Source organism: Pantoea sp. SGAir0175 (assembly GCF_043547855.1).
The window spans coordinates 2714392-2729371 of the sequence record NZ_CP028081.1 but is presented as its reverse complement, the minus strand read 5'-3'; the positions used below and the strand labels follow the sequence as shown (position 1 = coordinate 2729371).

16 protein-coding genes are annotated in these 14980 nt (G+C 59.1%); 8 read left to right on the top strand and 8 right to left on the bottom strand.

Annotated features, from left to right (window positions below):
* The first annotated feature begins 360 nt into the window (after positions 1-360).
* The 6 genes from potF to rlmC all read left to right on the top strand — a co-directional run bounded on the left by potF (position 361) and on the right by rlmC (position 6247).
* Complete coding sequence (gene potF, locus C1N56_RS12730) at positions 361-1470, top strand: spermidine/putrescine ABC transporter substrate-binding protein PotF (RefSeq protein WP_021508381.1); 1110 nt, start codon at positions 361-363, stop codon at positions 1468-1470.
* Between the two features lie 119 nt (positions 1471-1589).
* Positions 1590-2723, top strand: a complete 1134-nt coding sequence (potG, locus tag C1N56_RS12725; RefSeq protein ID WP_021508380.1) for a putrescine ABC transporter ATP-binding subunit PotG — start codon at positions 1590-1592, stop codon at positions 2721-2723.
* Between the two features lie 9 nt (positions 2724-2732).
* Positions 2733-3689 (top strand): putrescine ABC transporter permease PotH, encoded by a 957-nt coding sequence (gene potH, locus C1N56_RS12720; protein ID WP_021508379.1) that lies wholly within the window; start codon positions 2733-2735, stop codon positions 3687-3689.
* Positions 3686-4531 carry a putrescine ABC transporter permease PotI gene (gene potI, locus C1N56_RS12715; RefSeq protein ID WP_058757786.1) on the top strand — a complete coding sequence of 282 codons (846 nt, stop codon included), beginning with the start codon at positions 3686-3688 and terminating at the stop codon, positions 4529-4531. Before potH ends, potI begins: the two co-directional genes overlap by 4 nt.
* 66 nt (positions 4532-4597) lie before the next feature.
* Complete coding sequence (locus C1N56_RS12710) at positions 4598-5062, top strand: YbjO family protein (protein ID WP_021508377.1); 465 nt, start codon at positions 4598-4600, stop codon at positions 5060-5062.
* 48 nt (positions 5063-5110) lie between these two features.
* Complete coding sequence (rlmC, locus tag C1N56_RS12705) at positions 5111-6247, top strand: 23S rRNA (uracil(747)-C(5))-methyltransferase RlmC (RefSeq protein WP_394516732.1); 1137 nt, start codon at positions 5111-5113, stop codon at positions 6245-6247.
* Positions 6248-6310: 63 nt separating this feature from the next.
* Here rlmC and artJ (C1N56_RS12700) read toward each other — a convergent pair whose 3' ends face one another.
* The 6 genes from artJ (C1N56_RS12700) to C1N56_RS12675 all read right to left on the bottom strand — a co-directional run bounded on the left by artJ (C1N56_RS12700) (position 6311) and on the right by C1N56_RS12675 (position 10843).
* Entirely contained in the window at positions 6311-7042 is a 732-nt protein-coding gene (gene artJ / locus C1N56_RS12700; protein ID WP_215786235.1) for an arginine ABC transporter substrate-binding protein, read from the bottom strand.
* 154 nt (positions 7043-7196) lie between these two features.
* On the bottom strand, positions 7197-7865 hold the full coding sequence (artM, locus tag C1N56_RS12695) for an arginine ABC transporter permease ArtM (RefSeq protein ID WP_021508374.1): 669 nt from the start codon (positions 7863-7865) through the stop codon (positions 7197-7199).
* 3 nt (positions 7866-7868) lie between these two features.
* Positions 7869-8582 carry an arginine ABC transporter permease ArtQ gene (gene artQ, locus C1N56_RS12690; RefSeq protein ID WP_021508373.1) on the bottom strand — a complete coding sequence of 238 codons (714 nt, stop codon included), beginning with the start codon at positions 8580-8582 and terminating at the stop codon, positions 7869-7871.
* A gap of 6 nt (positions 8583-8588) precedes the next feature.
* A complete protein-coding gene (artJ, locus tag C1N56_RS12685; RefSeq protein ID WP_021508372.1) occupies positions 8589-9320 on the bottom strand; it encodes an arginine ABC transporter substrate-binding protein in 732 nt (243 codons plus the stop codon).
* A 15-nt stretch (positions 9321-9335) separates the two neighbouring features.
* Complete coding sequence (gene artP / locus C1N56_RS12680) at positions 9336-10064, bottom strand: arginine ABC transporter ATP-binding protein ArtP (protein WP_058775358.1); 729 nt, start codon at positions 10062-10064, stop codon at positions 9336-9338.
* Between the two features lie 239 nt (positions 10065-10303).
* Positions 10304-10843: a lipoprotein gene (locus C1N56_RS12675; RefSeq protein WP_021508370.1), complete on the bottom strand. Its 540-nt coding sequence runs from the start codon at positions 10841-10843 to the stop codon at positions 10304-10306.
* A 108-nt stretch (positions 10844-10951) separates the two neighbouring features.
* On the opposite strand from C1N56_RS12675, the gene C1N56_RS12670 reads away from it, so the two are divergent.
* Both C1N56_RS12670 and C1N56_RS12665 read left to right on the top strand, forming a co-directional pair.
* Positions 10952-11272, top strand: a complete 321-nt coding sequence (locus tag C1N56_RS12670; RefSeq protein WP_394516731.1) for a heavy metal-binding domain-containing protein — start codon at positions 10952-10954, stop codon at positions 11270-11272.
* On the top strand, positions 11272-12096 hold the full coding sequence (locus tag C1N56_RS12665; protein WP_394516730.1) for an N-acetylmuramoyl-L-alanine amidase: 825 nt from the start codon (positions 11272-11274) through the stop codon (positions 12094-12096). The genes C1N56_RS12670 and C1N56_RS12665 overlap by 1 nt, the downstream gene beginning before the upstream one ends.
* Positions 12097-12111: 15 nt before the next feature.
* Here the strand turns inward: C1N56_RS12665 and ltaE are convergent, their stop codons facing one another.
* Positions 12112-13113 carry a low-specificity L-threonine aldolase gene (ltaE, locus tag C1N56_RS12660; protein ID WP_021508367.1) on the bottom strand — a complete coding sequence of 334 codons (1002 nt, stop codon included), beginning with the start codon at positions 13111-13113 and terminating at the stop codon, positions 12112-12114.
* 69 nt (positions 13114-13182) lie between these two features.
* Complete coding sequence (gene poxB, locus C1N56_RS12655; RefSeq protein ID WP_241797765.1) at positions 13183-14904, bottom strand: ubiquinone-dependent pyruvate dehydrogenase; 1722 nt, start codon at positions 14902-14904, stop codon at positions 13183-13185.
* Positions 14905-14980: the final 76 nt, after the last annotated feature.

Below are 14980 nucleotides of genomic sequence, written 5' to 3'. Positions count from 1 at the left end.
TGCTAACTGCCGCTTTTTGCGGCAGTTTTCATTTCAGGCCCACCACTTTTTATTCTGCATTTTGCCCTTTATTGCCAGATATTAGTCGTGCTTTATGCCGCTAGTGCCAGAGTGCATAGCAGAAACATGCATAACTTATCGCAAAAAGGCGTTTTTTAAGCTGGGATCTGGCACGCAGGAATCAGGGGGGCTATTCTTGCGGGGCTGTCTGATACGTGCAACTACGGCGCAGCTATAGGTTTTTGCTATTAAACTCCCGCTGAATATTGATTCATTGTGTGGCTGTAATTTAACAGACAACGCAACGACCGGATCGCGTGTATGCAGCGTTGTGATGACCCGCTCAGGAGGAAGAAAAACATGATCAACCAGTCAAAAAAATGGTTGCCAGGTGTGGTTGCAGGTGTGCTGATGGCTGCGGCCGTGGGCGCTCAGGCAGAGGATAAAACGCTGCACGTTTATAACTGGTCCGATTATATTTCGGCCGACACCGTGCCCAATTTTGAAAAGCAGACCGGCATCAAAGTGGTCTACGACGTGTTTGACTCCAACGAAGTGCTGGAAGGCAAACTGATGGCCGGCAGCACCGGTTATGACGTGGTGGTACCGTCGTCGAGCTTCCTCGCGCGTCAGCTGCAGTCTGGTGTGTTCCAGGAGCTGGATAAGAGCAAGCTGCCTAACTATAAAAACCTCGATCCCGATCTGATGGCGAAAGTGGCCCAGCACGATCCGGGTAACAAATACGCCATTCCTTACCTGTGGGGCACCACCGGTATTGGCTATAACATCGATAAAGTCAAAGCGGCACTGGGCGCCGATGCGCCGGTGAACAGCTGGGATCTGGTGCTGAAGCCGGAAAACCTGGAAAAACTGAAGAGCTGCGGCGTTTCGTTCCTCGATGCGCCAGAAGAGATTTTTGCCACCGTGCTGAACTACCTCGGCAAAGATCCGAACAGCTCTGACGCGAAAGATTACACCGGTGCGGCAACCGACCTGCTGCTGAAGCTGCGGCCGAATATCCGCTACTTCCACTCTTCGCAGTACATCAATGACCTCGCCAACGGCAACATTTGCGTTGCCATCGGCTGGTCTGGCGATATTCTGCAGGCGAAAGATCGCGCGGTGAAAGCCAACAACGGTGTCCATCTCGGTTACAGCGTACCGAAAGAGGGCGCGCTGGCGTTCTTCGACATGATGGCCATTCCAAAAGACGCGAAAAACCTGGATGCGGCTTATCAGTGGCTGAACTACATCATGGATCCGAAAGTGATTGCCGACGTCTCCAACAAGATGAACTACGCCAACGGCAACAAAGCGTCGCTGCCGCTGATCAATGCGGATGTGCGCAACAATCCGGGTATCTTCCCGACGCCGGAAGCGATGGCCAAACTGTTTGTGCTCAAGGTCCAGGATCCGAAACTGGATCGTGCGCGTACCCGTGCATGGACTAAAGTAAAAAGTGGTAAGTAATTCGTTCTGAACGGATTCCCTTATCGGTAAACGACAACAGAGGCGCGGTGCTGGCCTCTGTTGTGTCATTTAGCGGCTGGCTGTGCCGCGCTATCCCGCTTAGCGCCGGAGACATGTGAGTGAACGACGCGATTCCCCGCCCCCAAAATAAAACGGCTAAGGCGTTAACGCCGCTGCTGGAAATCCGCAACCTGACGAAATCGTTTGACGGCCAGCACGCCGTGGATGATGTCAGCCTGACCATTTACAAAGGCGAAATTTTCGCACTGCTGGGCGCTTCCGGCTGTGGCAAGTCCACGCTGCTGCGGATGCTGGCCGGCTTTGAAATTCCCAGCAGTGGCCAGATTGTGCTGGATGGTCAGGATCTGTCCCACGTGCCGCCGTATCAGCGGCCCATCAACATGATGTTCCAGTCGTACGCGCTGTTTCCGCACATGACGGTGGAACAGAACATCGCTTTTGGCCTGAAGCAGGACAAACTGCCGAAAGGCGAAATCAGCAGCCGCGTGGCAGAGATGCTGGCGCTGGTGCATATGGAAGAGTACGCCAAACGTAAGCCGCACCAGCTTTCTGGCGGCCAGCGTCAGCGCGTGGCGCTGGCGCGTAGCCTGGCGAAACGTCCCAAGCTGCTGCTGCTCGACGAACCGATGGGCGCGCTGGATAAAAAACTGCGCGACCGCATGCAGCACGAAGTGGTGGATATTCTGGAGCGCGTAGGCGCTACCTGCGTGATGGTGACCCACGATCAGGAAGAGGCCATGACCATGGCGGGCCGCATCGCCATCATGAACCGCGGTAAATTTGTGCAGATCGGCGAGCCGGAAGAGATTTACGAGCACCCGACCAGCCGCTACAGCGCCGAGTTTATCGGCTCGGTGAATGTGTTTGATGGCCTGCTGCGCGAACGCCGCGACGAGGGCGTGGTGATCGACAGTCCGGGACTGATGCATCCGCTCAAGGTGCAGACCGATGTGTCGATTGTGGACAATGTGCCGGTGCACGTGGCGCTGCGGCCGGAAAAAGTCATGCTGTGCGACGAGGTGCCGGCCGACGGCTGCAACTTTGCTGTGGGCGAAGTGGTGCATATCGCCTATCTCGGCGATCTGTCGATTTACCACGTACGGCTGCGCAGCGGCCAGATGATCAGCGCCCAGCTGCAGAATGCGCATCGCTACCGGAAAGGCGCGCCCACCTGGGGCGATGAAGTGCGCCTGTGCTGGGATGCCGACAGCTGTGTGGTCCTGACGGTTTAAGGAGGCGCTATGAGCCAGATTTCTCAACGCAGCGAGCCGGAGGTAGCGGGCACACCGCTGCAGCGCTGGGGCACGCGCATGAAAATGCAGCACGGTCGCAAGCTGGTGATCGCGCTGCCTTATCTGTGGCTAATCCTGCTGTTTATGCTGCCGTTCCTCATCGTGCTGAAGATCAGTTTCGCCGATATTGCGCGCGCCATTCCGCCCTACACCGATTTGGTGACCTGGGCGGACGACCAGCTCAACCTGGTGCTCAATCTGGGCAACTACCTGACGCTAACCGACGATCCGCTGTACGCCGAAGCGTATCTCACCTCGCTGAAGGTGGCGGCGATCTCAACGGTGATCTGTCTGCTGATCGGTTATCCGCTGGCGTGGGCGGTGGCGCACAGCAAGCCCTCCATGCGCACCATCCTGCTGCTGCTGGTGATCCTGCCGTCGTGGACCTCGTTCCTGGTGCGCGTCTATGCGTGGATGGGACTGCTGAACAACAACGGGATCCTCAACCGCTTCCTGATGTGGCTTGGCGTGATCGATCATCCGCTGATCATCCTGTACACCAACACGGCGGTGTATATCGGTATCGTTTACTGCTACCTGCCATTTATGGTGCTGCCAATCTACACCGCGCTGACGCGCATTGATTATTCGCTGGTGGAAGCGTCGCTCGACCTCGGCGCGCGCCCGCTGAAAACCTTCTTCAGCGTCATCGTGCCGCTGACCAAAGGCGGCATTATTGCTGGTTCAATGCTGGTATTTATCCCGGCGGTGGGCGAGTACGTGATCCCGGAACTGCTCGGCGGACCGGACAGCATCATGATTGGGCGCATTTTGTGGCAGGAGTTCTTCAACAACCGCGACTGGCCGGTAGCTTCGGCGCTGGCGGTGATCATCCTGCTGATCCTGATTCTGCCTATCGTCTGGTTCCACAAACATCAAAACCGTGAAATGGGGGAGAAGGGATGAATCAGCTACCGGTAATCCGCTCTCCGTGGCGCACCGCGATTCTGGCGCTGTGCTTCCTGTTCCTGTACGCGCCGATGCTGCTGCTGGTGGTTTACTCCTTCAACAGCTCGCAGCTGGTGACAGTATGGGAGAGCTTCTCGTTTCACTGGTATCGCGTGCTGTTCCAGGATGATGCGATGCTGGATGCGGTTGGCCTGAGCCTGACCATCGCGGCGCTGTCGGCCACCATGGCGGTGGTGCTCGGCACCATGGCGGCGGTGATTATCGTGCGCTTCGGGCGTTTTCGCGGCCACAGCGGCTTTGCTTTCATGCTCACCGCGCCGCTGGTGATGCCCGACGTGATCACCGGTCTGTCGCTGCTGCTGCTGTTCGTGGCGATGGGTAACACCTTTGGCTGGCCGGGCGATCGCGGCATGCTGACCATCTGGCTGGCGCACGTCACGTTCTGTACCGCCTACGTGGCGGTGGTGATCAACTCGCGGCTGCGCGAGCTGGATCGCTCAATTGAAGAAGCGGCGATGGACCTCGGCGCTACGCCGCTGAAGGTGTTCTTCGTGATTACCGTGCCGATGATTGCCCCGGCGATCATTACCGGCTGGCTGCTGGCGTTTACTCTGTCGCTGGACGACCTGGTGATCGCCAGCTTCGTCACCGGGCCGGGCGCTACCACGCTGCCGATGGCGATCTTTGCCACGGTGCGGCGCGGCGTCAATCCGGAGATCAACGCGCTGGCCTCGCTGATTCTGTTTGTGGTCGGGCTGGTCGGCTTTATCGCCTGGCGCTTTATGGCGCACGAAGAAAAACAGCGATTGCGCGATATTCAGAAAGCAAAACGTGGCTGAGTGACGCAACATTTGCCAATATAAGCAAGGCTGACTCTGTCAGCCTTTTCTTATGGAGCGCGCGCAATGTCGGAAACGTTGAAAAACCTGGTGTTAACCTCCACGCCCGTGCCGGTGACCATTGCCGGCAGCGCCATTATCGCCACGCGCTGTATCAGCGTGCTGATGCTGGCCAATGAGCTGGGCTATGACGAAATCGCCAATTTCGTGCACCGTAGCGCGCAGGCGTGGGACTCCACGCTGATTTTTATCGCCAGCCAGCTGATTTTCCTGTTTGAACTGCGCTGTGCCTTTACCCTGATGCGCGGCAGTAATGCCGGGCGCTGGGGCTACGTGGCCACACAGATCGTGGTGCTGCTGTACATGCTGATGGCGTCGGTGGGCTGGATCTATCCGGAGATTTTCAGCATTCCCGGCGAGAATAACGCGCAGATTATCCACCACACGCTGCTGCAGAAACTGCCGGATGTGCTGGTGCTGCTGCTGCTGTTTGTGCCGGCCAGCAGTCGCGCATTTTTCCGCAGCCGGTGATACAATCGGCCCCCGTTTTTGCTCCCGATTCTCAATACAGGCCTTTCCATGCATTGCGCGCTTTATCAGGCCGGTCGCTGTCGCTCATGTCAGTGGCTGGAAAAACCCTATCCGCAACAGCTCAGCGACAAGCAGACGCAGCTGACGCAGCTGCTGGACGGCATGCCGGTCGCCGACTGGCGGCCGCCGATCACCTCGGCGCAGCAGGGGTTTCGCAATAAAGCCAAGATGGTGGTGAGCGGCAGCGTGGAAAAACCGCTGTTCGGCATGGTGGCGCGTGACGGCGAGCCGGTGGATCTCTGCGCCTGTCCGCTCTATCCCGCCAGCTTCGTGGCGGTATTCGACGTGCTGAAACCGTTTATCGCCCGTGCCGGTCTGACGCCGTACAACGTGGCGCGCAAACGCGGCGAGCTGAAGTTTTTGCTGCTGACGGAGAGTACCCAGGGCGGCATGATGCTGCGTTTTGTCCTGCGCTCGCACAGCAAACTGGCGCAGCTGCGCGCCGCGCTGCCATGGCTGCAACAGCAGCTGCCGCAGCTGCAGGTGATCTCCGCCAATATTCAGCCGGTGCACATGGCGATACTGGAGGGCGAGGAGGAGATGGCGCTGACGCCTGAGCAGGCGCTGCCGGAACGCTTTAACGACGTGCCGCTGTATATCCGTCCGCAAAGTTTCTTTCAGACTAACCCGCAGGTGGCGGCTGCGCTGTACGCAACGGCACGCGACTGGGTGGCGGAGCTGCCGGTGCACAGCATGTGGGATCTGTTCTGTGGCGTTGGCGGCTTTGGCTTGCACTGCGCCACGCCGCAGATGCAGCTGACCGGCATTGAAATCAGTGCGGAAGCCATCGCCTGCGCGCAGCAGTCGGCGCAGCAGCTGGGGTTAGAGCAGGTGAGTTTTGCCGCGCTGGATTCCACGCAGTTTGCCACCGGGCATACTAGCGTGCCGCAGCTGGTGCTGGTCAATCCGCCGCGTCGCGGTATTGGTGCAGAACTGTGCGCCTGGCTGAGCCGCATGGCGCCGGACTACATCCTGTATTCCAGCTGCAATCCCGCCAGCATGGCGCAGGACATTGCGCGCCTGGCCGACTATGACATCAGCCGCGTGCAGCTGTTCGATATGTTCCCGCACACCGCACATTTCGAGGTGCTGACGTTACTGCGTCGTAAGGGTGGAATCGCGTAGCGCCCGGCTGCGCTGAGGACGTGCAGAACCTGGCAGGCCCGGCGCCACGCAACTCCATAATGCTTATTCCGGGAACCACTTCTGATTGATCTGCTGCCAGCGACCGTTGGCTTTCAGCGCCGCCAGCGCGCTGTTCAGCTGTTGCAGCAGCGCGCTGTTGCCCTTGCGCACCGCAATGCCGAGCCCGGTGCCGAAGTAGTCGCTGTCGGTAATGTGCTCGCCGACCGTGCTCAAATCCGCATTGGCCTTCAGCCACTGATTGACGACTGCGCTGTCACCAAATACGCCGTTGAGCCGGCCATTTTTCAGGTCGAGGATCGCGTTCTGGTAGCTGTCGTAGGCCACCGCAATCACTTCCGGATGCTTCTCCAGCAGGTATTTTTGATGGGTGGTGCCGTTTTCCACGCCGATGCGTTTGCCTTTCAGCTGGCTAAAGTCGCTATATTCACCTTGGTGGGCGATGACGATTGCCGAATTGGCGTAGTAGGGCTGGGTGAAATCGACCTGCTTACTGCGCTCGGCGGTGATATCCATGCCGGAAATGACCGCGTCATAGCGACGGAATTTCAGCGAAGGAATCAGGCTATCAAAGGCATTGTTGGTGAAAGTGCACTCGGCCTGCATCTGCTGACATAGCGCTTTAGCGAGGTCGATATCAAAACCGACAATCTGGTTATTTTGATCGAGTGATTCGAACGGGGGATAGGTGGCTGAGGCAGCAAAGCGAATTTTCTCTGCCGCATAAGCATTCATTGCCAGCGTTGCCATCACTGCCGCAACAATCCATTTTTTCATTATAAGGCTCCTGTAAACCATGCCAGAGGCGAAACGATTTACACGATGCCAGTTAATGCATTTGTATGCAATAATTATGATTAAAAATTTATTTGGCTACGATCAGATACAGTGAGGAAGGGCGCGGCGCTTTCCTTCGCACCGCGTCAGACGATCAGTTGCGGCGCTCAAACGCCAGCGCGCGCTTCTCGACCAGGCGCATCAGCAGCGTCAGCAGGCCGTTAACCACCAGATAAATCAGACCGGCGGCAGCATACACGGTGACGTCGTAGGTGCGGCCATACAGCAGTTGGCCGTGGCCCATCACCTCCATCAGCGTAATGGTATAGGCCAGCGAAGTACTCTTGAACACCAGCACCACTTCGTTGGAGTAAGAGGAGAGGGCGCGCTTAAACGCGTACGGCAGCAGAATACGCAGCGTATCGCGGCGGCGCATGCCCAGCGCGGCGCAGGACTGCCACTGACCGGCTGGTATGGCGCGCACCGCGCCGTAGAACAGCTGTGTGGTGTAGGCTGCGCTATTAAGCGACAGCGCCAGCATGGCACACAGCCACGGCTGCGACAGTAAATGCCAGAGCCACGGCACGTTCTGAATGCTGGGGAACTGGCCGGGACCGTAATAGATCAGGAAAATCTGCACCAGCAGCGGCGTGCCGGTAAACAGGGTGATATAGCCTTTGACCAGCCAGTTGAGCAGCGGCAGCTTCAGCGCCAGCACAATGGTGCACAGCAGCGCCAGCAGCAGCGCGGCGACCAGTGAAGCGGCCGTCAGCGTCAGGCTGGTATGCAGGCCTTTCAGTAGCTCAGGTAAATACGCCAGCATGCGTCAGGCCCCCCGCTCGAAGCGCGTGGTACGTGATTCAATACGGCGCAGCACCGCCTGACTGAATAGCGTAATCACTAAATAGATTGCGGCAGCCACCAGATACCAGGTAAACGGCTCCTGGGTGCGCGTCGCAATGCTTTTGGTCTGCAGCATAAGATCGTTGACGCTAATCAGCGACACCAGCGCCGTATCCTTGAGCAGCACCAGCCACTGATTGCCGAGTCCGGGCAGCGCATGGCGCCACATCTGCGGCATAATCAGGCGGAAGAAAATCGCTGACTTTTTCATGCCCAGCGCCTGGCCTGATTCCCACTGGCCGGACGGCACCGCTTTCAGCGCACCGCGCAGCGTCTGAGAGGCGTAAGCCGAATAGAGCATCGCCAGCGCAATCACGCCGCACAGGAACGGGCTGACATCAAAGTTCTCAATCTGCATCTGCACCGGCAGGGTGAACAGGCCCAGATTGAGCTGGAAGCCGTCCGACAGCGTCAGCAGCAGCTGCGAGGCACCGAAATAGATAAACAGCACCACCAGAATTTCCGGCAGGCCGCGAATCAGCGTCACCAGCCCGGTACCGATCCACGCCAGCGGTTTCCAGCGCAGCGATTCCCAGCCAGCAAAAATCATCGCCAGCGCGAGGCCGGCGATCAGGGCACAAACGGCAAGGCCGACGGTCATGCCGGCGGCGCTTGCGAGTGGAATCATTTCATTCATCAGAAATTACTGCTGAAACCATTTGTTGTAGATGGTTTTGTAGGTGCCGTCGGCTTTGATCTTATCCAGCGCGCCGTTGAACTTCTGCTGCAGTTCGCTGTTGCCCTGACGCACGGCGATGCCGAGGCCGGTGCCGAAGTAGGCTTTGTCGGTCACTTTCTCACCCAGCGCGGCGAGGTTGGCGTTCTGCTTCAGCCACTCGTTAACCACGGCGGTATCCCCGAACACTGCATCAATACGGCCATTCTTCAGGTCGAGCACCGCATTCTGGTAGCTGTCGTAAGGCACGATGGTGATGTCGCTGTGCTTGTCAGAGAGGTATTTCTGGTGCGTGGTGCCGTTCTGCACGCCCACACGCTTGCCTTTCAGCGCCGCAACGTCCGCCAGCTTGCCTTTCTGCGCGATGAAGGTCGCAGAGTTGTCGTAGTAAGGTTTGGTGAACAGCACCTGCTTTTCACGCTCTGGCGTGATATCCATGCCGGCCATCACCGCGTCAAAACGGCGGAATTTCAGGCTGGGGATCAGGCTGTCGAAGGCCTGGTTGGTAAAGGTGCAGGTCGCATCGATCTCTTTGCACAGCGCATTGGCCAGATCGACATCAAAGCCCTGGATTTTGTTGTCGGAGTCGACAAATTCAAACGGCGGATAAGACGCCTCGGTCGCGAAACGCAGGGTCTGCGCGGCAGAAGCGCTCAGGCTCAGGCTGGCAAGCAGTGCAGCAAGTACAACTTTTTTCATTAGAAGCATCCTGACTTAGTGCGAAAGATAATGAGCAAACGCGTCGGTTTGCGGCTGTGTAAAGTGGCTGGCATCGCCCTGTTCAATGATGCGACCGTTCTCCATGTAGACCACGCGGCTGGCGGTTTTGCGCGCCACCTCGACTTCGTGGGTCACAATCACCTGGGTGATCTGCGTCTGCGCCAGCTCACGAATGATGCTGACGATCTGCGCCGTGATTTCCGGGTCGAGCGCCGCGGTCGGTTCATCAAACAGCAACACCTGCGGCTCCATCATCAGCGCGCGCGCAATTGCCACGCGCTGCTGCTGGCCACCGGAAAGGTGCAGGGGAAAACGATCGGCGTACGGCGTCAGACGCAGGCGTTCCAGTAGTTTATCGGCGCGCGCGCGCGCCGCATCTTTGCTGAGCCCGAGCACACGACAGGGTGCTTCAATCAGGTTCTGCATCACGCTGAGGTGCGGCCACAGATTGTACTGCTGGAACACCATGCCGACATTCTGGCGCAGTTCGCGAATCGCGTTGTCGGACGGCGTCTGGCTAAAATCGAAGTGGTTGCCGGCAATCTGCAGGCTACCGGAACGCGGCAGCTCCAGCAGGTTGAGTACGCGCAGGAGTGAACTTTTACCCGCGCCACTCGGGCCGAGCAACACCAGCGTTTCGCCCTGCGGGCAGGCCAGGTTGATATCGAACAGCGCCTGATGGGCACCGTAAAAACAGTTGATGGCGTTTAGTTGAATACTCATGCGCAAAAAATGAATAGCAATTAGTGTCGCAAATCTTAACGTCACCAGAATAGTTATGCAATTGAGGTGGGTTAAAATTTATTAAAGAGCAATTAAACAGCAAAAGCGTAGCACAAAATCGGGCAGGGCAGTGGGGAAAGGGGCTGACGGGTAAGCGTTGGCTGTTGCGCGGAAGCTTAGCGGCGCCGCAATGGTGCGGCGCGCTAATGGTTGCGGCTGAGTGCGGAAAAAATGCGCGACTATTTTTTCTCTTCCAGCAGCTGGCTGAGCGAGCCGCCACCGGCGTGTGGCCAGTCGCCGACGTAGCGCACATCATCCACCACCCAGCAGGTGCCTTCGTGGATCATCAGCACTTCATCGCGCCAGCTTTTATCGCCGCGGCTCAGCGTCACGCGCAGCGGAATATTACGCGCGTCGCGGTTAGGAATGCTGGAGGCGCTGGCCACGTCAGCGGCGGTGGGTCCCTGTGCCAGGCTGGAGAACAGATCGCCCTGCCGCCACGCTGCCGGTGGGTTGCTCTGGCTGCTGGCATGCAGCAGTTTCTGATACAGGTTGTCGCTCAGGTATGGGCGATATTTTGCCAGCGTGGTGCTGTCCGGCAATCCCTGAGTTGGCTGGCTGACACGTAAATCGTAGAACTGCTGCGCCACGCTGTCCGGACCGCCGTCAACGCAGGGTGCGGTACGCGGCCCGTTGTCCTTGATCACCGGCTCAACGGTGGTACAGGCACTCAGCAGCAATGCAGCGGGAACAAGCAGCGCAAAGGCTTTGTTTCTCATCTCGATTTCCTTATTGTTCACTGGCAAAGCGCCATTTTTAGCATAGAGTATAGCCGTGCTTTTACGCCGTACGAGCTATCGCCTCATGAATCACCACAGGAGAGAACGATGAAATTTTCGACTACGCCAACCCTGGAAGGGCACAGCATCACTGAATATTGCGGCGTTGTGACCGGCGAAGCGATTCTCGGTGCCAACATTTTCCGCGACTTCTTTGCCGGCATCCGCGATATCGTCGGCGGCCGCTCCGGTGCCTATGAGAAAGAGCTGCGTAAAGCGCGGCAGATCGCCTTCGAAGAGCTGGAAGAACAGGCAAAAGCGCTGGGCGCCAATGCGGTGGTTGGCATTGATATTGACTACGAAACCGTGGGCAAAGACAACAGCATGCTGATGGTGAGCGTTACCGGTACTGCGGTGATCGTGCGCTAATGCGCGCGGTGTTACTGCTGGCGATGGCGCTGCTGCTCAGCGCCTGCCAGTCGACGCTGGAAGCGCGCAACGGCTATTGGGTCGATAGCGCGCACCCGGCGCAGGGAGCCAGACCGCGCATCAAAGTGGTGGTAATCCACTACACGGCGGAGGACTTTCCCTCGTCGCTGGCGACCCTGACGGACCGCAACGTCAGCGCGCACTATCTGATTCCGCAGCAGCCGCCGCAGAAAAACGGCGCCGGGGTGATCTGGCAGCTGGTGGCTGAAAACCAGCTGGCGTGGCATGCCGGACCGAGCTTCTGGCGCGGTGCAACGCGCATTAATGACACCTCAATTGGCATCGAAATCGTCAATGACGGCTATCGCCGCACGCTGACCGGCCGGCAGTGGCAGCCGTTCACCGCCGCGCAAATCACGGCCCTGATCGCACTGGTGCGCGATATCAGCCAGCGTTACGGCATCAGTCCGGAAAATATTGTCGGGCACAGTGATATCGCGCCGCAGCGCAAGCAGGATCCCGGTCCGCTGTTTCCGTGGCAACAGCTGGCCCGGCAGGGGCTGGGAGCGTGGCCGGATGCCGCCACGGTACAGCGCTATCTGGCTAACCAGCCGCCGGATGCGCCGGTGGAGTGCGCAGCGCTGCTGGCTGCGCTGCAGCGCTATGGTTATGACGTTGCCGCTGCGCAAACGCCGCAGATGCAGCGCAAACTGATTGCGGCGTTTCAAATGCATTTCCGCCCGCGCGATTACCGTGGCGAAGCCGATGCCGAGACGCTGGCCATCGCCCGTGCGCTGCTGGCGAAATACGGCGCGGCACCGTAGCCGCGCGTAGCGGCGTTACGGCTGGAGAAAGGCCTGCCAGCGCGCCACCAGCTGCTGTAATTGCTGGCGGCTGACATCCAGATGGGTGACGATGCGGGTCTGCGGTCCTACGCTGAGCAGCACGTCGCCCGCCTGCATCCAGCGCTGTAGCGGTGCGACCTGCTCCGCCGGCACTTTCACGAACAGCATGTTAGTGTGCTGGCTCACCACTTCCACACCAATAGCGCTGAGCTGCGCACCGAGCCACGCGGCGTTGTCATGATCCTCCTGCAGACGCGCCACGTTGTGCTGCAGCGCGTAGAGACCGGCTGCCGCCAGAATGCCGGCCTGGCGCATGCCGCCGCCGGTCATTTTGCGCCAGCGCCGCGCCTGCTCAATATAAGCTTCATCACCACACAGCAGGGAGCCGACCGGCGTGCCCAGTCCTTTCGACAGGCAGATGGTCAGGCTATCGCAGTAGCGGGCGATATCGATCAGCTGCACACCCTGCGCCACCACGGCATTAAAGATGCGCGCGCCGTCAATGTGCAGCGCCAGCTGGCGCTCGCGGGTAAATTGCCACGCCTGTTCAAGGTAGCTCAGCGGCAGCACTTTGCCGTGATGGGTATTTTCCAGGCTCAGCAGGCGGGTGCGGGCAAAATGCATGTCGTCCGGCTTGATGGCGGCCGCCACGTCGTGCAGCGGCAGCGTGCCGTCGGCAGCCGCGAGGATCGGCTGCGGCTGGATGCTGCCGAGCACCGCGGCACCGCCAGCCTCATATTTGTAGTTATGCGCCTGCTGGCCGACGATGTACTCATCGCCGCGCTGGCAGTGGCACAGCAGCGCCACCAGGTTGGCCTGGGTGCCGGTAGGGAAGAACAGCGCAGCCGCTTTACCGCTCAGGCGCGCCGCTTCAGCCTCCAGCGCATTGACGGTGGGATCATCGCGATAGACATCATCGCCGGTTTCGGCCGCCATCATCGCATCCAGCATCGCGGCACTCGGGCGGGTCACGGTATCACTGCGTAAATCGATCACGTTGCTCTCCTGACATAAAAAAGCGGGCTAAGCGCCCGCATGATGATTAATCCGGCAAGTCTCTTCGTTTTACCGCAGCCAGTTGGTTTTCGCCAGCTCGACGATTTCATCACCGCGACCATTCAGGATCGCGCGCAGCATGTACAGGCTGAAACCTTTAGCCTGCTCGGCTTTGATTTGCGGTGGCATCGACAACTCTTCCTTGGCGGTGATCACGTCTACCAGCACCGGACCGTCATGGGCGAACGCCTGTTGCAGCGCGCCATCCAGCTCCGAGGCTTTTTCCACGCGGATCCCTTTGATGCCGCAGGCGGTGGCGATGGCGGCGAAGTCCGGGTTCTCCAGATCGGTGCCGTCGGTGAGATAGCCACCGGCTTTCATCTCCATTGCCACAAAGCCCAGCACGCTGTTATTGAAGATCACCAGCTTCACCGGCAGCTTAAGCTGCGCCAGCGAGATGAAATCGCCCATCAGCATGCTGAAGCCGCCATCGCCGCACAGCGCAACCACCTGACGCTGTTTATCAATGGCCTGTGCGCCAAGCGCCTGCGGCATGGCGTTGGCCATCGAACCGTGGTTAAACGAGCCGAGCAGACGGCGCTTGCCGTTCATTTTCAGATAGCGCGCTGCCCACACCGTTGGCGTGCCGACATCACAGGTAAAGATAGCGTCATCGGCCGCATAGTGGCTGATCTGCTGGGCCAGATACTGCGGGTGAATCGCCTGCTTATCGTTGGCGGTCGCCAGATCGTCCAGCCCTTTGCGCGCATCCGCGTAGTGCTCCAGTGCGCGATCGAGGTGATGACGGTCGCTGTGGCTGGTGAGCTGCGGCTGCAGCGCCTGCAGCGTGGCTTTGATGTCACCCACCAGCGCCATGTCGACGTGACTGTGCGCGCCGAGGCTGGCCGGATTGATATCAATCTGAATAATGCGCGCGTCCGCCGGGTAGAACGGGCGATAAGGGAACTGGGTGCCGAGCAGCACCAGCGTGTCGGCGTTCATCATGGCGTGATAGCCGGATGAGAAGCCGATCAGCCCGGTCATGCCGACATCATACGGGTTGTCGTACTCGAGGTGCTCTTTGCCGCGCATGGCGTGTACCACGGGTGCTTTCAGCGTTTCGGCCAGCTTTACCACTTCCGCATGGGCACCGGCGCAGCCGCTGCCGCACATCAGGGTGATATTTTTCGCTTCATTGAGCGTTTCTGCGAGGCGCGTCAGTTCACTGACCGACGGCACCACCTGCGGCAGCTGCGGCGGATACCATTCGCTGCGCGCATTCTCCGGCGCCGCCTGCAGCGCCACGTCACCCGGCAGCACAATCACCGACACGCCGCGATTGAGGATGGCCTTACGCATCGCAATGCCGAGCACCTGCGGCAGCTGTTCCGGATTGGAGACCAGCTCGCAGTAATGGCTGCACTCGCGGAATAACTCCTGCGGATGGGTTTCCTGAAAATAGCCGCTGCCTATTTCGCTGGAAGGAATGTGCGCGGCAATTGCCAGCACCGGTACATGGTTGCGATGGCAGTCAAACAGGCCGTTGATCAGATGCAGGTTGCCAGGGCCGCAGGAGCCGGCGCACACCGCCAGCTCACCGCTGATTTGTGCTTCCGCCCCGGCGGCAAAAGCGGCCACTTCTTCATGGCGCGTTGGCATCCATTCAATGGTGCCCATGCGGTTGAGGCTGTCGTTCAGCCCGTTGAGGGAGTCACCGGTTACGCCCCAAATGCGTTTTATGCCGGCGCTCTCCAGCGTTTTGGCCAGCAGGGCCGCCACTGTTTGCTTCATCGTTCGCTCCTTTCTGGTGTTGGCCATCCAGTCGGATGGCAAAAAACGTGTCAGAGAGAAAGCGTAGACGAAGCCG